General features: G+C 35.9%; 14 protein-coding genes. 6 read left to right on the forward strand and 8 right to left on the reverse strand.

Annotated elements, in window-relative coordinates; genetic code table 11:
* From M1D66_RS23325 to M1D66_RS23340, 4 genes are all read left to right on the forward strand, one after another.
* Positions 1–987 carry a LacI family DNA-binding transcriptional regulator gene (locus M1D66_RS23325; protein ID WP_001140402.1) on the forward strand — a complete coding sequence of 329 codons (987 nt, stop codon included), beginning with the start codon at positions 1–3 and terminating at the stop codon, positions 985–987.
* 136 nt (positions 988–1,123) lie between these two features.
* Entirely contained in the window at positions 1,124–2,500 is a 1,377-nt protein-coding gene (locus M1D66_RS23330; protein ID WP_000367318.1) for a sucrose-specific PTS transporter subunit IIBC, read from the forward strand.
* 17 nt (positions 2,501–2,517) lie between these two features.
* On the forward strand, positions 2,518–3,993 hold the full coding sequence (gene scrB / locus M1D66_RS23335; protein WP_000049751.1) for a beta-fructofuranosidase: 1,476 nt from the start codon (positions 2,518–2,520) through the stop codon (positions 3,991–3,993).
* Positions 3,990–4,931, forward strand: a complete 942-nt coding sequence (locus M1D66_RS23340; RefSeq protein ID WP_006914785.1) for a carbohydrate kinase family protein — start codon at positions 3,990–3,992, stop codon at positions 4,929–4,931. The genes scrB and M1D66_RS23340 overlap by 4 nt, the downstream gene beginning before the upstream one ends.
* 12 nt (positions 4,932–4,943) lie before the next feature.
* Here the strand turns inward: M1D66_RS23340 and M1D66_RS23345 are convergent, their stop codons facing one another.
* The 3 genes from M1D66_RS23345 to M1D66_RS23355 form a co-directional block, all read right to left on the reverse strand.
* A complete protein-coding gene (locus M1D66_RS23345; protein WP_000834195.1) occupies positions 4,944–5,195 on the reverse strand; it encodes a hypothetical protein in 252 nt (83 codons plus the stop codon).
* A 103-nt stretch (positions 5,196–5,298) separates the two neighbouring features.
* Positions 5,299–6,060, reverse strand: a complete 762-nt coding sequence (locus M1D66_RS23350; protein ID WP_041183970.1) for a L,D-transpeptidase — start codon at positions 6,058–6,060, stop codon at positions 5,299–5,301.
* A 66-nt stretch (positions 6,061–6,126) separates the two neighbouring features.
* Positions 6,127–6,993, reverse strand: a complete 867-nt coding sequence (locus M1D66_RS23355) for an SDR family oxidoreductase (protein ID WP_086385340.1) — start codon at positions 6,991–6,993, stop codon at positions 6,127–6,129.
* Between the two features lie 202 nt (positions 6,994–7,195).
* On the opposite strand from M1D66_RS23355, the gene M1D66_RS23360 reads away from it, so the two are divergent.
* Positions 7,196–8,497: an NCS2 family permease gene (locus M1D66_RS23360; RefSeq protein ID WP_000482713.1), complete on the forward strand. Its 1,302-nt coding sequence runs from the start codon at positions 7,196–7,198 to the stop codon at positions 8,495–8,497.
* A 125-nt stretch (positions 8,498–8,622) separates the two neighbouring features.
* Here M1D66_RS23360 and M1D66_RS23365 read toward each other — a convergent pair whose 3' ends face one another.
* On the reverse strand, positions 8,623–9,477 hold the full coding sequence (locus M1D66_RS23365; RefSeq protein ID WP_048536153.1) for a patatin-like phospholipase family protein: 855 nt from the start codon (positions 9,475–9,477) through the stop codon (positions 8,623–8,625).
* A 128-nt stretch (positions 9,478–9,605) separates the two neighbouring features.
* Positions 9,606–10,067: a MarR family transcriptional regulator gene (locus M1D66_RS23370; RefSeq protein ID WP_000679681.1), complete on the reverse strand. Its 462-nt coding sequence runs from the start codon at positions 10,065–10,067 to the stop codon at positions 9,606–9,608.
* Between the two features lie 140 nt (positions 10,068–10,207).
* Between M1D66_RS23370 and M1D66_RS23375 the strand changes: the two genes are divergently transcribed.
* A complete protein-coding gene (locus M1D66_RS23375) occupies positions 10,208–11,389 on the forward strand; it encodes an MFS transporter (protein WP_242554863.1) in 1,182 nt (393 codons plus the stop codon).
* Positions 11,390–11,413: 24 nt separating this feature from the next.
* Here the strand turns inward: M1D66_RS23375 and kdpDN are convergent, their stop codons facing one another.
* Genes kdpDN through kdpB form a run of 3 tightly spaced genes read right to left on the reverse strand, consistent with a single transcriptional unit; the run spans position 11,414 to position 15,313 of the window.
* A complete protein-coding gene (gene kdpDN / locus M1D66_RS23380; RefSeq protein ID WP_074619043.1) occupies positions 11,414–12,568 on the reverse strand; it encodes a KdpD-like non-kinase potassium sensor in 1,155 nt (384 codons plus the stop codon).
* Positions 12,569–12,624: 56 nt separating this feature from the next.
* Positions 12,625–13,206: a K(+)-transporting ATPase subunit C gene (gene kdpC / locus M1D66_RS23385; protein ID WP_000412594.1), complete on the reverse strand. Its 582-nt coding sequence runs from the start codon at positions 13,204–13,206 to the stop codon at positions 12,625–12,627.
* 16 nt (positions 13,207–13,222) lie between these two features.
* Positions 13,223–15,313 carry a potassium-transporting ATPase subunit KdpB gene (gene kdpB, locus M1D66_RS23390; protein ID WP_001248002.1) on the reverse strand — a complete coding sequence of 697 codons (2,091 nt, stop codon included), beginning with the start codon at positions 15,311–15,313 and terminating at the stop codon, positions 13,223–13,225.
* Positions 15,314–15,319 lie beyond the last annotated feature (6 nt).

The following is a 15,319-nucleotide window of genomic DNA, read 5'->3' on the forward strand; positions in this document are numbered from 1 at the left end:
ATGGCTAAAACAATTGCAGATATCGCCAAATTGGCTGGAGTTGCAAAAAGCACAGTCTCTCGTTACTTAAACGGCGGATATGTAAGTGATAAAACAAAACTTAAAATCGAAGGTATTATTCAAGAAACAAATTTCTCTCCCAATACATTTGCTCAAAGTTTAAAAGCAAAAACAACAAATTTAATTGGTGTCATCATCCCCCGATTAGACTCCTTCGCTACAATGAAAACACTTATCGGGATCGATAAAACATTACAGGAAAATAACTATCAAATGCTTGTAGCAAATGCAAATCAAACAACCGGAACTGAAATACAAGCAATTGAAAACTTTATAAAACAAAAGGTAGCTGGCATTATTTTATTAACAAAAACATTAACGAATGAACATCAAAAAATTATGGCTAATTCAAACATCCCTATTTTATTCGTCGGGCAAGAATATAAAGATCAATATTGCCTCGTTCACGATGATTATGATGCAGCTTATGAGTTAGGGGCATACGTTTTATCGCAAGGCCATCGACATATTGCCTATTTAGGGATAGAAAAAGATGATATTTCTGTTGGAATAAATCGAAAAAATGGTTTTCAAAAAGCAATTGAAAATTTAGAACCGACTTGCAACGTTTCATATTACGAAACAACTTTCCGCATAGAAGATGCCATGAAACAAGTACAACATATTTTAGATAATAATCGCCCAACTCTTATCGTATGTGCTACAGATAACATCGCTCTTGGCGCAATGAAAGTCATTCACTCCCACTCTCTTTCTGTACCAGGTGATATTTCTGTAACAGGATTCGGTGGATATGATATTTCAGAAATGGTACACCCTAGTTTAACGACAATTGCGTTTGACTATGAGTATGCTGGAAAGCTTGCTGCCACTTCTCTTTCACAGCTTGTTGAAAACAAAACTATACCAAAAATATTACACTCTCGTTATACATTAAAAATCCAAGAAAGCGTTGACAAAATATAAAGGCGCTCTATAATAAAATTAAAACCGGTTCCATATTTTAAAAACAGGATTTTCAACATCATTTCCCTGTTTTTTATTTTAACTTTTTGCGGAACCGGTTCCACAAAAAAGAAATTTATAGTAAGGGGGAATTTTTATGGATATGAAACAAATTGCAACTCAAGTAATACAGAATATTGGTGGAAAGGAAAACATTGTTCGTGCCACACATTGCGCGACTCGCCTTCGTCTTATATTAAAGGATGATACGAAAATAAACGCTGCAGAAATCGAAAACATCGATGGAGTAAAAGGTGCTTTTGCAACGACCGAGCAATATCAAATTATTTTTGGAACTGGCATAGTAAACAAAGTATATGATGAATTCTCAAAACTAATTGGAATAGCCGAACTAGATTCTACAACATCAAACGATATACCTAAGAAAAAAATGAATCCTATCGCCCGCCTAGCAAAGACACTATCTAATATTTTTGTTCCAATTATTCCAGCTATCGTCGCAAGCGGTTTACTTATGGGTCTACTCGGAATGTTGAAAGCGTTTAAATTAGTTCCTGGAGATCACTCACTTATCCAATTACTTGATATGTTCTCAAGTGCAGCTTTCATCATTTTACCTATTTTAATTGGAGTTAGTGCCGCTAAAGAATTTGGTGGAAACATTTTCTTAGGTGCAGTTGTTGGTGGTATATTAACTCACCCAAACTTAACAAATCCTTGGACTCTTTCAAATGCAAAACCCACTGTTTTACATTTCCTTGGTATGGATATTGATATGATTGGCTATCAAGGTACTGTTTTACCTATTTTATTATGTGTATATGTTATGAGTACAATTGAAAAAGAACTTCGAAAACGTGTTCCGAACTCTTTAGATTTATTAGTTACACCATTCTTAACAATTATTATAACTGGCTTTTTATCACTTATTATTATCGGACCAATTGGATATAAAATCGGTGACGGCATTACGTACCTTTTAAATACAATTTATCAATTTGCAGGACCAGTAGCTGGACTTATATTCGGTGGATTGTATTCAACAATCGTTCTTACTGGCTTACATCATAGCTTCCATGCTATTGAAGCGGGCTTACTCGCAAATAAAGATATCGGTGTCAATTTCTTACTCCCTATTTGGTCAATGGCGAACGTTGCACAGGGCGGTGCTACTTTAGCTGTCTATTTCAAAACAAAAAACAAAAAAACGAAAGAAATTGCAATTCCAGCAGCAGCTTCAGCATTTTTAGGAATTACAGAACCAGCTATCTTTGGTGTCAATTTAAAACTTGGTAAACCATTTATTGCAGCAGCTATTGGCGGCGCAATTGGAGGCGCTTACGTTGTTTGGATGCAAGTAGCGGCTAATGCATACGGTTTAACAGGTATTCCGATGCTTACAATTGTTGCACCTCTTGGCATGATGAACATGATTCACTATATAATTGGTTTCGCTATTGCAGTTATCACTGCTTTTGTTGCCACATTCATTTTATATAAAGAAAGTAAATAATAACGGGGTGAAAACCTATGTCAAAATATAAAACAATACTGCAATCTAATAAAGACGAATTACATTCTTTATATGAAATTGCAAACCAAGATTCATGGAAACCAATTTATCATATCCACCCACCATTTGGATTAATGAATGATCCTAACGGTGTATCATACTACAATGATGAATATCACGTTTTTTATCAGTGGTATCCATTTGGTCCCATTCATGGAATGAAGCATTGGGGGCATGTGAGGTCAAAAGACCTTATTAACTGGGAGCGTATGCCTGTAGCCATCATCCCTACTGAAAGCTATGAATCACACGGTGCATATTCTGGTAGTGCTATCGTAAAAGATGGCCTTCTTCATCTACTTTATACAGGGAATATAAAAAAGCCTGATGATTCCCGTGATGCAAAACAATGTATGGCAACAATGGATTCACAATATACGATGACGAAATATAGTAATAATCCTGTTATTGATATAATTCCTGACGGATATACAAAACATGTACGTGATCCAAAAGTCTGGAAACATAATGATATGTACTATATGTTACTCGGTGCCCAACGTGAAAATAAAACAGGAACTCTATTACTATACAAATCACAAGACCTATACAATTGGCATTTCCAAGGCGAAATTACAACAAACTTAAAAGAATTCGGATTTATGTGGGAATGCCCCGATTACTTCCAATTATCAGGGAAAGATGTACTTCTCTTTTCACCGCAAGGAATTGAAAAAGACGGAGAAAACTTTCACAATGTATACAATGTCGTTTATGCTATAGGCCATTTCGATATTAAAAATTTATATTTCCATGTTGATTCCTATTACGAAGCTGATAAAGGATTCGATTTTTATGCCCCTCAAACTTTAGAAGACTCTACTAGTCGTCGCCTATTGTTTGCTTGGGCAGGATCAAGTGAAATCACATATCCTTCTGATGATTATATGTGGGCTCATTGCCTAACACTTCCACGTGAATTAACATTAGAAGATAACATCTTAAAACAAAAACCAGTTTCAGAATTAACAAAACTACGAACAACAAAAAAAGACATTTCAGGAGATATAACAGCTGGATTAAATGTATTATCAACGCTTGATGATGAAGACTCCTATGAATTAATTGTTACACTTAAAACAGAAGATGCAAAGCGTTTTGGTCTTTCTCTCTTCCACAATGAGGAGGAATGTTTCCCCATTACATTTAATCGGGAACAAGGTACTATTTCTATAGACAGGGGCAACTTCTACCATCAATTTGGCGGAGAATATGGATTTGAACGCTGTAAAAAAATCAATATTCAAGATACGATAGAACTACAAATATTTGTAGATAAAAGCATCGTGGAAATTTTCTTATACGATGGTTCAACAGTCTTTACGTCCCGAGTTTTTCCCCGAAAAGACATGAAACATCATATCGCAATCTTTTCAGATGCAAAACTAAGCTTTACCATCACACAATATAAGCTGAAAAGAGGGATTGTATGAGAAATATCTTTTGTATAGGTGAACTATTAATTGATTTTGTGTGCCGAAATACTAACGTTTCTTTAGTAAACGGTTCAGATTTCGAAAAAAAAGCTGGTGGAGCACCCGCTAACGTTGCTGCTGCGATTACAAAATTAGGTGGACACGCTACATTTATGGGGCAAGTAGGAAACGACCCATTTGGTGAGTTTCTTGAACAAACTTTACAGCGTGCGCAAGTCGATACATCCATGCTCATAAAAGATAAACAAACAACACTTGCATTCGTATCCATCGATCAAGATGGCGAACGTGATTTTACTTTTATGCGTGGTGCAGATGGTGAATATCAATTCAATAGCATTGATTTATCAAAAATACAAACGAATGATTTAATACATTTCGGTTCAGCGACAGCTTTACTATCAAGCCCATTAAAAGAAACGTATTTTCAGTTGTTACAATATGCGAAAGATAAAGGCCATTTTATTTCTTTTGATCCAAATTATCGAAGTGCACTCATTACAAATACAGAACAATTCTCTCAAGATTGTCTAACCTTTATAAAACATGCACACTTCGTAAAAGTAAGTCAAGAGGAAGCTACTATGCTCTCTAAAGAGAGTGATTTACAACAAGCTGCACTCAAATTATTAAATTATGGCGCAAAAGTAGTAGCTATTACCCTTGGAAAAGACGGTACCCTTCTTGCGACAAATGAAGGTCAAACTATTGTCTCTTCTATTTCCATTCAACAAGTCGATACAACTGGTGCTGGTGACGCTTTCGTTGGAGCAATGTTATATCAGATTGCCCAAAGTGAACATACACTTTCGTATCATTTCAAAGACTTAACAGCATTTATCTCCTTTGCAAATAAAGTAGGCGCTATCACATGTACAAATTACGGTGCAATTGCCTCTCTTCCATCATTAACAGATATAAAAGCATACGATTAATCGTATGCTTTTTTACATCCCTCTCCAAAAATCATGCATAATAAAAAAGTACAAAATAACGAGAACGGCCGTCCCGCATAAGGTAATGCGCCGATATATACTCTTCTCTCCTTCCCTCGCTTTCACAAACGCCCAAATAAATCCGAAGAACAATATTAAATCAACATATGGAACATAAAAAGAAAAGACGAGAAACGCATATAAATACACGATAAATAAACAGGTCGTTACTAAGAAAACTTTAAACGCAAATTCACTTTTCATAATATAACCGCCCCCTATCTGTACTGTATTATATTCAGCAAAATACAATAGTTGCAGTTAAACTCCAAGTATAAATAAGCTACCGTCTATAATACGGTAGCCATTACGGAACATTGTATTTCCGTTTATATATATTACTTAAAATCGAAGAAGGAATTTGCTCGTAACGAACTTTCTCTCCTGTTTCATCTATAATATACGAATTGTTTCCTATATAATATATTCCATCTTTTCGTTTTGAGTACACTGGATATCTTTCATTTGGCAATACCGTTTTCACTTTCGTTAACTGTCCATTTGGTTCTTGCCAATATATATCCGCGCGGTCTACTAACGTAAGTACTCCAATTTGTTCTTTTTCTATTTTTCGACCATTCCAGCTCACAACGCGATAACCAAGTTTATTCGCTTCATATTCGGGGCTCGTATGAAAACGAGAAATGATTACTTTTGTTTGTAATTGTACTCGGTCATATAACCATTGTATATCCCTGTCATGCATACGAATACAGCCATTTGATTCCCTACTTCCAATCGTCCATTCCCGGTTCGTCCCGTGAATTGCATATTCATTCTTATCTAGTCCAAGCCACCTCGTACCAAGAGGGTTATTCGGTGCACCCCCAGGTATTTTTTTTCGATGGTATTCTTTATTTTTAAATTTAGTTATAATACAAAAATTACCTTCAGGCGTAGGTGTACGATCTCTTCCAGTCGTTACTGGAAATGTTTTTTTGTAATTTCCATTTTCAAAAAAAGACAACTGGTTCGTCGTAAGATTTACTAATATTAAATGATCTGTATTAGCAAAAGCACTAACCGGTAGGATGAAAAATAATAGTATGATGAAACATAACTTTTTCAGCTATATCCCCCCTAGCGCTCCCTATAATAAGTGGAATTAACATTACTTTGCTCTTATAAATGAAAACTATCCATTTACAATAACGCCCCCATTTACATGTATCATTTGCCCAGTAACATAGGATGAATCACCAGATGCCAAGTATACGTATGCCGGCGCTAATTCATATGGTTGACCAGGTCTTTGCATCGGAACATTGCTCCCAAACTGAGAGACTTTCTTCTCATCAAAGCTCGATGGAATAAGCGGTGTCCAAATCGGGCCTGGTGCAACACCATTTACCCGAATCCCTTTTTGCACTAACGATTGAGAAAGTGATCTTGTAAAAGCTACGATTGCTCCTTTCGTTGCGGAATAATCAATTAACGTTTCATTTCCTTCATATGCAACGATAGATGCCGTATTTATAATGACATCCCCTTTCTTCAAATGAGAAAGGGCTGCTTTCGTAACGTGAAAATAAGAAAAAATATTAATACGAAATGTTTTTTCTAGCTGTTCTGCTGTAATATAATCTAGCCCTTGCTGCGGATATTGCTGTGCAACGTTATTCACTAAAATATTTAAACTACCTAACTGCCGGGCGGTCTCTTCCACAATATCTTTACAATGCTGTTCATTACTCAAATCCCCCGGCAACAATACACACTTTACACCTTCTTTTTCAACACGTTGTTTCGTCTCATTTGCATCTTCTTCCTCATCTAAGTAAGCAATCGCAACATTTGCTCCCTCTTTTGCAAAAGCGATGGAAACTGCTCGTCCAATTCCGCTATCTCCGCCCGTAATTAATACATTCTTTCCTTTTAACTTTTCACTTCCTTTATAATTTGGATCTTCAAACTGCGGAAGGGGGCTCATTAATGATTCAATACCAGGCTGCTTATTTTGATGTTGCGCAGGCATTGTTATAAAGTTTTTTTGCTGTGGCATAGCTGCTTTCAACTCCTTTTCCTTAGCATGTGCACAATAAAAAGCTGAAATTCACACATCGGTTTACGATTAATATTCGAATTTAAGACACAAAATATGAATTGTTATAAACTTTTTATGTAAAACTATTGCAAAATAGATAAAAAACGAATATTATATATAACTGTTGTGAAAATTATTCGTAAACAGAAAGGATGTTTATATGTTTAACCTTTCAAAACATAAAACTTCTATTAAAACTGAAATTATGGCAGGTATTATTACCTTCTTAACAATGGCATATATCATTGTCGTAAACCCTGTTATCCTTGGAGATGCAGGTGTTCCATTTGAACAAGCATTTACAGCAACAATTATCGCTGCTGTTGTCGGAACATTATTTATGGCAATCTTTACAAACTTACCAATCGCAATCGCGCCAGGTATGGGATTAAATGCTTACTTCTCTTACTCTGTTGTAAAAGCGCATGAAGGCATGACTTTCGCAATTGCATTCTCTGCTGTATTCGTAGCAGGTATGATTTTAATTTTGCTATCATTTACATCTTTCCGTACAAAATTAATGGAAGCAATTCCTGAAAACTTAAAACATGCAATTACTGCTGGTATCGGGCTATTTATCGCCTTTATCGGTTTACGTTTAACAGGTATCGTTACAAAAAATGATGCAAACTTAGTTGGACTTGGTGATCTTCACTCTGCTCCAGTACTACTAGCATTAGCTGGACTTGGAATTACAATTGTCCTTATGTCTTTAAATGTAAATGGCGCACTATTTATCGGGATGCTATTAACTGGTATTATCGCTTTCTTCACGGGACAATTATCATTCTCAAACGGTGTTACATCAATGCCTGGTTTACCAGAAGGAATTATCGTTTCAAATCCAATTACTGCTGTATCTGACGTAATTAACTACGGATTATACGGCGTTGTATTCTCATTCTTCCTTGTTACACTATTCGATACAACAGGTACATTACTTGGCGTTGCACAACAAGGTGGATTTATGAAAGACGGAAAGCTTCCAAAAGCAGGACGAGCTCTTCTATCTGACTCATTCTCAGCAACTATCGGTTCTATGTTCGGAACGACACCATCAACAGCTTACATTGAATCATCTGCTGGTGTTGCAGCTGGTGGTCGTACTGGTTTAACAACTGTTACAGTAGCGGTTCTATTCGCACTAGCAGCATTCTTCGGACCATTAGTAAGTGCCGTTTCTGGTGTATCAGCTATTACTGCTCCATCATTAATTATCGTTGGTAGTCTTATGATGGGTTCAGTTCGCCACATCGATTGGGACGCATTTGATGAAGCATTCCCAGCATTTTTAGTAATCTTAAGCATGCCACTTACATCAAGTATCGCAACAGGTATCGCACTTGGATTTATTTCATACCCACTTATGAAAGTGGCAAAAGGTAAATTCCGTGCTGTTCACCCACTTGTGTATGTATTTGGAATTTTGTTTGCTTATCAATTGATATTCTTACCACATTAAAATCCCTCATAAAGAGGGATTTTTTTATACATAAAAAGTAGAGCATCGAAATTCGATGCTCTATTTTCCTTTTTTAAAAGCAATATAAAAAGGCTACAGAGAAATTCTTCTCCGCAGCCTAATACTTATTTTTGCAAGAACGCCTTTAAATCTGCAAATTGTCTCTTTGCGTCTTCATAGCCTTGCTCGTATAAATTTTGTAGTTTTGCTGTATCTTTTTCCATACGATCTACTTGAAGCGGCACTTCTGGGCGAATAACAAATAAATTCCCGGCTTGTTCTTCTTTTTCAATATAGTGAAGTGTTTCATTATACACTTCATAACGATTCAGCATCGTGTTAACAAGGTTCGGATATTTTTTATAAGCTTTCGCTGCAACCCATCCAAACTTTGATTTTTTCTTCGCGTAGCCATGATTTCTCGTTAAAATAACGACTGATTTTTTAAATCCATCCTCTTGCGCTTTACGAACTGGAATCGGATCAGAAATCCCGCCATCTAATAACTGCTTACCACGATAATTTACTACCGGTGCAATGAAAGGCAATGAACTAGACGCTTGTAATAAATTTAGTGCATCATCATTCGTTCCTTCTTTTTCAAAGTAAACAGATTTTCCTGTTTCACAATCCGTCGTTCCTACAAGGAAACGTTCTGGGCTATTAAAGTATGTTTCAAAATCAAACGGCACATGCTTTTCTGGAATTTCGTGGAAAATGAAATCCATATCAAATAGCTGACGTTTTCTCCATAAGTTTTTATACGATAAATATTTCGGATGTGATGCATACTCAATATTGACCGTTTTATTTCTATTTCTTTGTCTGGAAAGATACGACGCTGCATGACAAGCACCAGCTGATACACCGATTACATATGGAAAATATAAATCTTGTTCCATAAAGTATTCTAATATCCCGCCCGTGTATACACCACGCATACCGCCGCCTTCTAATACTAACCCCGTATTTTCAAGCATGTTACTCTCTCCTCTATATATATTGACTCTTTAATTATTCACCATGTTAAGTATCTTTTTCTATTATATATGAGTTCTTTCAGAAATTATATTTAAAAGCCTTGAGAAAAAGGAGTTTTTTCTTCCAATTATATTTCCAAATGACCGGAGACATCCTTTATAAACCTTTGAATAAAGTCTTGCTCTTCTTTCGTATATCCATCTAAAAGTAACAACCACTTTTCTTCAGCTTGCTTATGCAATTTTTCATGAGCTTTATATATTTCATTCCCACTCTCCGTTAAGCTGAAGAAGATTTCTTTTTGATTATCTAACATTTGCATCTTCTCAACGAATTGCTTTTGAAACAACTTTGTACAAATTTTAGAGATTGCTCCCTTCGTCATGCCCATTTCTGTCGTAATTGCCGTTACATTCATCAAACCATTTTTTCCGATACATTCGATTACATGTAACTCAGATAAAGACATACTACTTACGCCTGTCTCACGAAGAAACTTCTCATTTTGTCGTTTTAAATGTTCTTCTTTTTTATGCAAAAGTGTACGAATGTCCGAAAGTATTTCCATTTGCTTCGTTGCATGCTTCAATCCGTTCGCCTCCTAAGTTTCCAAAGAAACAATTTAACTATATACCATTTTAAAACCATTTTTTCATCTTTACAAGTAAGAAAATCATGTTAAAATAAATTTAGTTTCCTAGGAAACCAAATCACAAGGAGGTTAACATGATGAAAAACTCTAAACTAACTTTTATTTTATATGTTGTCTGTATTAGTGCCTTATTCGGTTCCTTCACGCAAAATATTTACACACCTATCTTACCGATGATTCAAAATTCTTTTCACACTTCTCTTTATCTTGTAAATATAACCGTTTCACTTTTCACATTCGTTCTTGCAATTATGCAGCTCGTATATGGACCTTTAATTGATACAAAAGGAAGAAAATCTGTCCTTATTCCTAGTTTAGTCATTAGTACAATTGGTTCAATCGGATGTGCTTTTTCGGCAAACATTTATTTATTTCTCTTTTTTAGAGCTGTTCAAGCTATAGGAATAGCGGCTATACCTGTAGTTTCAGCAACGATTATCGGCGATTTATTTGAAGGAAAAGAACGCGGAGAAGCGATGAGCCTATACCAAATGTTACTTGCCCTCGCACCTGCAATGGCTCCTCTCATAGGTGGTTATCTTGGCAGTATACATGGTCACTTATCTGTATTTCTCTTTTTATCTACACTTGGCATTATCTTATTAATTATAAACATTTCACTACTCCCAGAAACAAAGCCAAATATAATTAAACAAGCTAAAGCACAAAAGAATTACTCTCTTATCTTAAAAAATAAAACTGGATTTTCTATTACTCTTATTGGCTTCATTCAATTTTGTATTTACTTTTGCTTTCTCGTTTTTTTACCGAGTATTTTAACAAATTCATTTCATTTAACTGTAAATAAAATTGGTCTTATGTTTGTACCAATGTCTCTTTCTATCATGCTAGGAAGTTTTTGCTACAAATTTTTGCAAAAACGCCTCACAACAAAGCAAGCTTTATTTATTACGAGTTTCTTCAATATTATATGTGTCGTTTTATTCTCTTTCATATATAACATCAATATCCCATTCATCATTATCGTTACATCTTTGTACGGTTTTAGTATGGGACTTTCTATGCCAACTCACACCACTTTATTAACAGAAGAATTCGTACAAGAACGCGCAACAGCTATCGGTATGTACAACTTCATCCGCTATCTTGGTATGGGCACAGGGCCACTTATAGGTGGATTTCTTTTATTTAACCAAAATTACTTTTGGATTTTCTTCCTAGGCGCAATTATGTTTTTACTTGTAATCTTATATACAATGAAAATGCTAAGCCTTCATGCTGTACAAAAAGCAAAATAGAGCCCCAAAAATGTCGGCTCTATTTTACCCTCTTTGATCCGCAACAATATGAATATCAATATACTTTGTTTGTCTCATAATTTCATTTACAATAGAACCTTTTCGAATTTCTTCCCACCGCGTTCTCGCTGATTGCCCAAGTAAAATTTGTGTTACTTGCAATCTTTTCGCGACTTCAATAATAACATCCGCTGGCTTTCTTCCCTTTGCTTCTTCTAATACAAAACTTGCATCAAATTGATTCGTGAGCGCCTTCCACTCTTCAATCGTCTGCTTTTTTCCAGCTGAAATAGAATCTATATTTTCCCTCTCAACGTTTAATACGTACAATTCAGCATTTAACCGATCAGCCATGCGCCATCCCCGTCGTATTAATTTCTCCGCTGTTGAACTGTATTGTACACAAACAAGAATTTTTTCTTTTACGCCAATCGGTTCTATTACTGTTTGGCTAATTTTCTCGTCCATATCATCCGCAACTTCTCGAAGTGATAATTCCCTAAGTGCTCCTAAATTATTAAGTGTAAAGAAGTTTTGTAAGCTTTGCTGAATTTTTTCTTCTTTATATATCTTTCCGTCTATTAGTCTCTTCCTTAATACCTCGGGCGTTGCATCAACGAGCTGAATTTCATTTGCTTTTTGTAAAATAAAATCTGGAATTCGTTCTCTTACTTTTACATTCGTAATTTGAGCTACAATATCATGAACACTTTCTAAATGTTGAATATTAAAAGCTGATAATACCGATATACCAGCCTCTAACAATTCCTGCACATCCATATAACGTTTCTTATGTTTAGAACCAGGAACATTACTATGCGCAAGTTCATCCACTACAACTACTTGCGGCGCGCGTTTTTTTATTCCTTCCACATCAAGCTCATAAAATACCTTTCCTTTATACTGTATTTCTTTCAAAGGAACTTTTTCTAAATCAGCAATTGCTTCTTCCGTCTCTTTTCTTCCATGCGTTTCAATTAAACCAATTACAATATCAATTCCATCTTTTTTCATTTCCCTTGCATCAAAGAGCATTTTATAACTTTTTCCTACGCCTGGAGCTGCTCCTACATATAGCTTTAACTTTCCGCGATTTTGCTGACGAATATATTCTAAATATTCCTCTGGCGTTCGCCTTTGAAACTTCGGTTCATAATCATCTGCATACAAAATAAACACTACCTTTCATTCGAAACAACGCTACCTCAATCCGTTAGATTGAGGTAGCACTGTTACTATTTCATTAATTTCTGTAATGCCAAATTTAGCTTTAAGACGTTTACGCGGGTCTCTCCAAATAAACCAAGCGCAGCACCTTCTGTTTGATCTTTAATCAATTGATTAAGTTTTTCTTTCGGAATATTCGTTAATTTCGAGATGCGATCCACCTGCACCGAGGCCGCCTTTGGACTAATATCAGGATCAAGCCCTGAACCTGAATTTGTCACTAAATCTATTGGTATTTCTGTAACCGGAACAGCTGGATTTTTTTCCTTCCAGTCCGCAATACTTTTCTCTACTCGCTTTGCTAAATCTGGATTAGATGGTGCATAGTTATTTGAACCAGATGCTTCAGCCTTATATTCAATACTAGAAACACGCCCTTGAAAATAACGTGGATCCGTGAAGTTTTGACCAATTAATTTAGAACCAATCACTTCATTTTTATCATTATATATTAGACTTCCATCCGCGTTATCCTTCATTACTGCTTGTGCAATACCAGTAACAATAAGTGGGTATACAAGTCCACACAACACTAGAAATGTAAAAGTAATACGGATAATTGGTGATAGTATACTTTGTTTCTTCTCCATCTTTTTCCCCTCTTCCTTATATAAACAAGCCGACAATCATATCAATTACCTTAATTCCAATGAACGGAACGATAACTCCGCCAAGCCCATAAATAAGTAAGTTTCGGCTAAGCAATGCATTAGAACTCATCGGTTTATATGCAATACCTTTCATCGCTAACGGAATGAGTAATGGAATAATAACAGCGTTAAATATTAATGCTGATAAAATTGCTGACAGTGGTGATGTTAGTTTCATAATGTTTAATGCTTCCATTTGCGGAATCGCAAGTGTAAACATTGCTGGAATGATTGCAAAATATTTCGCTATATCATTCGCAATACTAAACGTCGTTAAAGCACCTCGCGTCATTAACAATTGCTTACCGATTCCTACAACCTCAATAATTTTCGTTGGATTTGAGTCTAGATCAATCATGTTCGCCGCTTCTTTCGCTGCTGTCGTACCACTGTTCATCGCTAATCCAACGTCCGCCTGTGCTAATGCTGGAGCATCATTTGTACCATCACCTGTCATCGCTACAAGTTTCCCTTTATCTTGCTCTGCTTTAATAACAGCAATTTTATCTTCCGGTTTACACTCGGCAACGAATTCATCTACTCCAGCTTCTTTTGCAATCGTTGCTGCTGTTAACGGATTATCACCTGTACACATAACCGTTTTAATCCCCATTTGGCGCAACTGTTCAAAACGATCACGCATACCCGGTTTTACTGTATCCTTTAAATAAATTAAGCCATAAATACGATTATCTACTGCAACTACAAGTGGTGTTCCGCCCTCTTTTGAAATTAAGTCAGCTTTTTGATTTACATCTTTCGGAATTGTTCCGCCTTGTGACTCAACCCATTCAATAACGGCACCTACAGCACCTTTTCTCACTTTCGTTCCGTCTTGTAAATCAACACCACTCATTCTCGTTTCTGCTTTAAACGGAACAAACTCACCTTGTTCTGCAAGTTCTCTATTATATGATATAGATTTTCCCTGCACATACTCGATAACAGATCGACCTTCTGGTGTTTCATCTAAAACAGAACTAATAGCGGCCCACTTTCCAACTTGCTCAATCGTTTCATTTCCTACAGGTAATAATGTATGAGCCATTCGGTTCCCAAAAGTAATTGTACCTGTTTTATCTAAAATAATTGTATTAATATCGCCAGCAGCTTCTACTGCTTTCCCTGACATCGCTAATACGTTAAATTTTGTTACCCGGTCCATCCCAGCAATACCAATCGCTGATAGCAAACCACCAATTGTCGTTGGAATTAAACATACTAACAACGCTACAAGTACAGCAGTATCAATTTGAAAACCTAAATAATTTGTAAAAATCGGCAACGTCACAACGACGATCAAGAAAATAAGAGTTAAGCTCGTTAATACTGTATTTAAAGCAATCTCATTCGGCGTTTTTTGACGAGCAGCTCCTTCTACTAAAGAAATCATTTTATCGATAAATGATTCACCAGGATTACTCGTAATGACAATTGTAATTTCATCACTTACGACCATCGTTCCACCTGTTACGGAACAAAAATCACCGCCTGCTTCTTTTATAACAGGAGCTGATTCACCTGTAATTGCAGATTCATCTACAGATGCTAATCCTTTGATTACTTCGCCATCACTTGGAATCATTTCTCCTTGTTTTACGATAACAACATCACCTTTTCTAAGATCAGTTGCTGAAACTTGGACAATGTCTCCATTTTCTTTTACTACATTTGCAAACACATCTTTCTTCGACTGCTTTAAAGAATCGGCTTGCGCTTTACCACGACCTTCTGCTAATGCTTCTGCAAAATTCGCAAATAAAACTGTAAATAATAGAATGAGAGAAACTGTTATATTAAACCATCCTGGTATACTACTAGAACTGCTTGGAAGAAAAGATAAAATGAACGTAATGATAAATCCAATTTCCACAACGAACATAATCGGATTCTTTATCATGACCTTCGGATTCAATTTCGCAACGGATTGCTTCATCGCATGTGTTACGATATCACGATCCATCGTTTTCGCTTGTCTAACTTCATCTTCTACAGCATGTATTTGGGACTCATTTAATTGTTTTTCTTTTACTACTACCGGTCTCATCATTTA

It is taken from the genome of Bacillus sp. PK6-16 (genome assembly GCF_056530295.1).

Bases quoted from the DNA above. Each gene is read 5' to 3' on its own strand.
- M1D66_RS23345 (WP_000834195.1), bottom strand. From the start codon at position 5,195: ATGAAAAGTGAATTTGCGTTTAAAGTTTTCTTAGTAACGACCTGTTTA.
- M1D66_RS23355 (WP_086385340.1), bottom strand. From the start codon at position 6,993: ATGCCACAGCAAAAAAACTTTATAACAATGCCTGCGCAACATCAAAAT.
- M1D66_RS23340 (WP_006914785.1), top strand. From the start codon at position 3,990: ATGAGAAATATCTTTTGTATAGGTGAACTATTAATTGATTTTGTGTGC.
- kdpC (WP_000412594.1), bottom strand. From the start codon at position 13,206: ATGGAGAAGAAACAAAGTATACTATCACCAATTATCCGTATTACTTTT.
- M1D66_RS23375 (WP_242554863.1), top strand. From the start codon at position 10,208: ATGAAAAACTCTAAACTAACTTTTATTTTATATGTTGTCTGTATTAGT.
- kdpB (WP_001248002.1), bottom strand. From the start codon at position 15,313: ATGAGACCGGTAGTAGTAAAAGAAAAACAATTAAATGAGTCCCAAATA.
- M1D66_RS23365 (WP_048536153.1), bottom strand. From the start codon at position 9,477: ATGCTTGAAAATACGGGGTTAGTATTAGAAGGCGGCGGTATGCGTGGT.
- scrB (WP_000049751.1), top strand. From the start codon at position 2,518: ATGTCAAAATATAAAACAATACTGCAATCTAATAAAGACGAATTACAT.
- M1D66_RS23325 (WP_001140402.1), top strand. From the start codon at position 1: ATGGCTAAAACAATTGCAGATATCGCCAAATTGGCTGGAGTTGCAAAA.
- M1D66_RS23360 (WP_000482713.1), top strand. From the start codon at position 7,196: ATGTTTAACCTTTCAAAACATAAAACTTCTATTAAAACTGAAATTATG.
- M1D66_RS23330 (WP_000367318.1), top strand. From the start codon at position 1,124: ATGGATATGAAACAAATTGCAACTCAAGTAATACAGAATATTGGTGGA.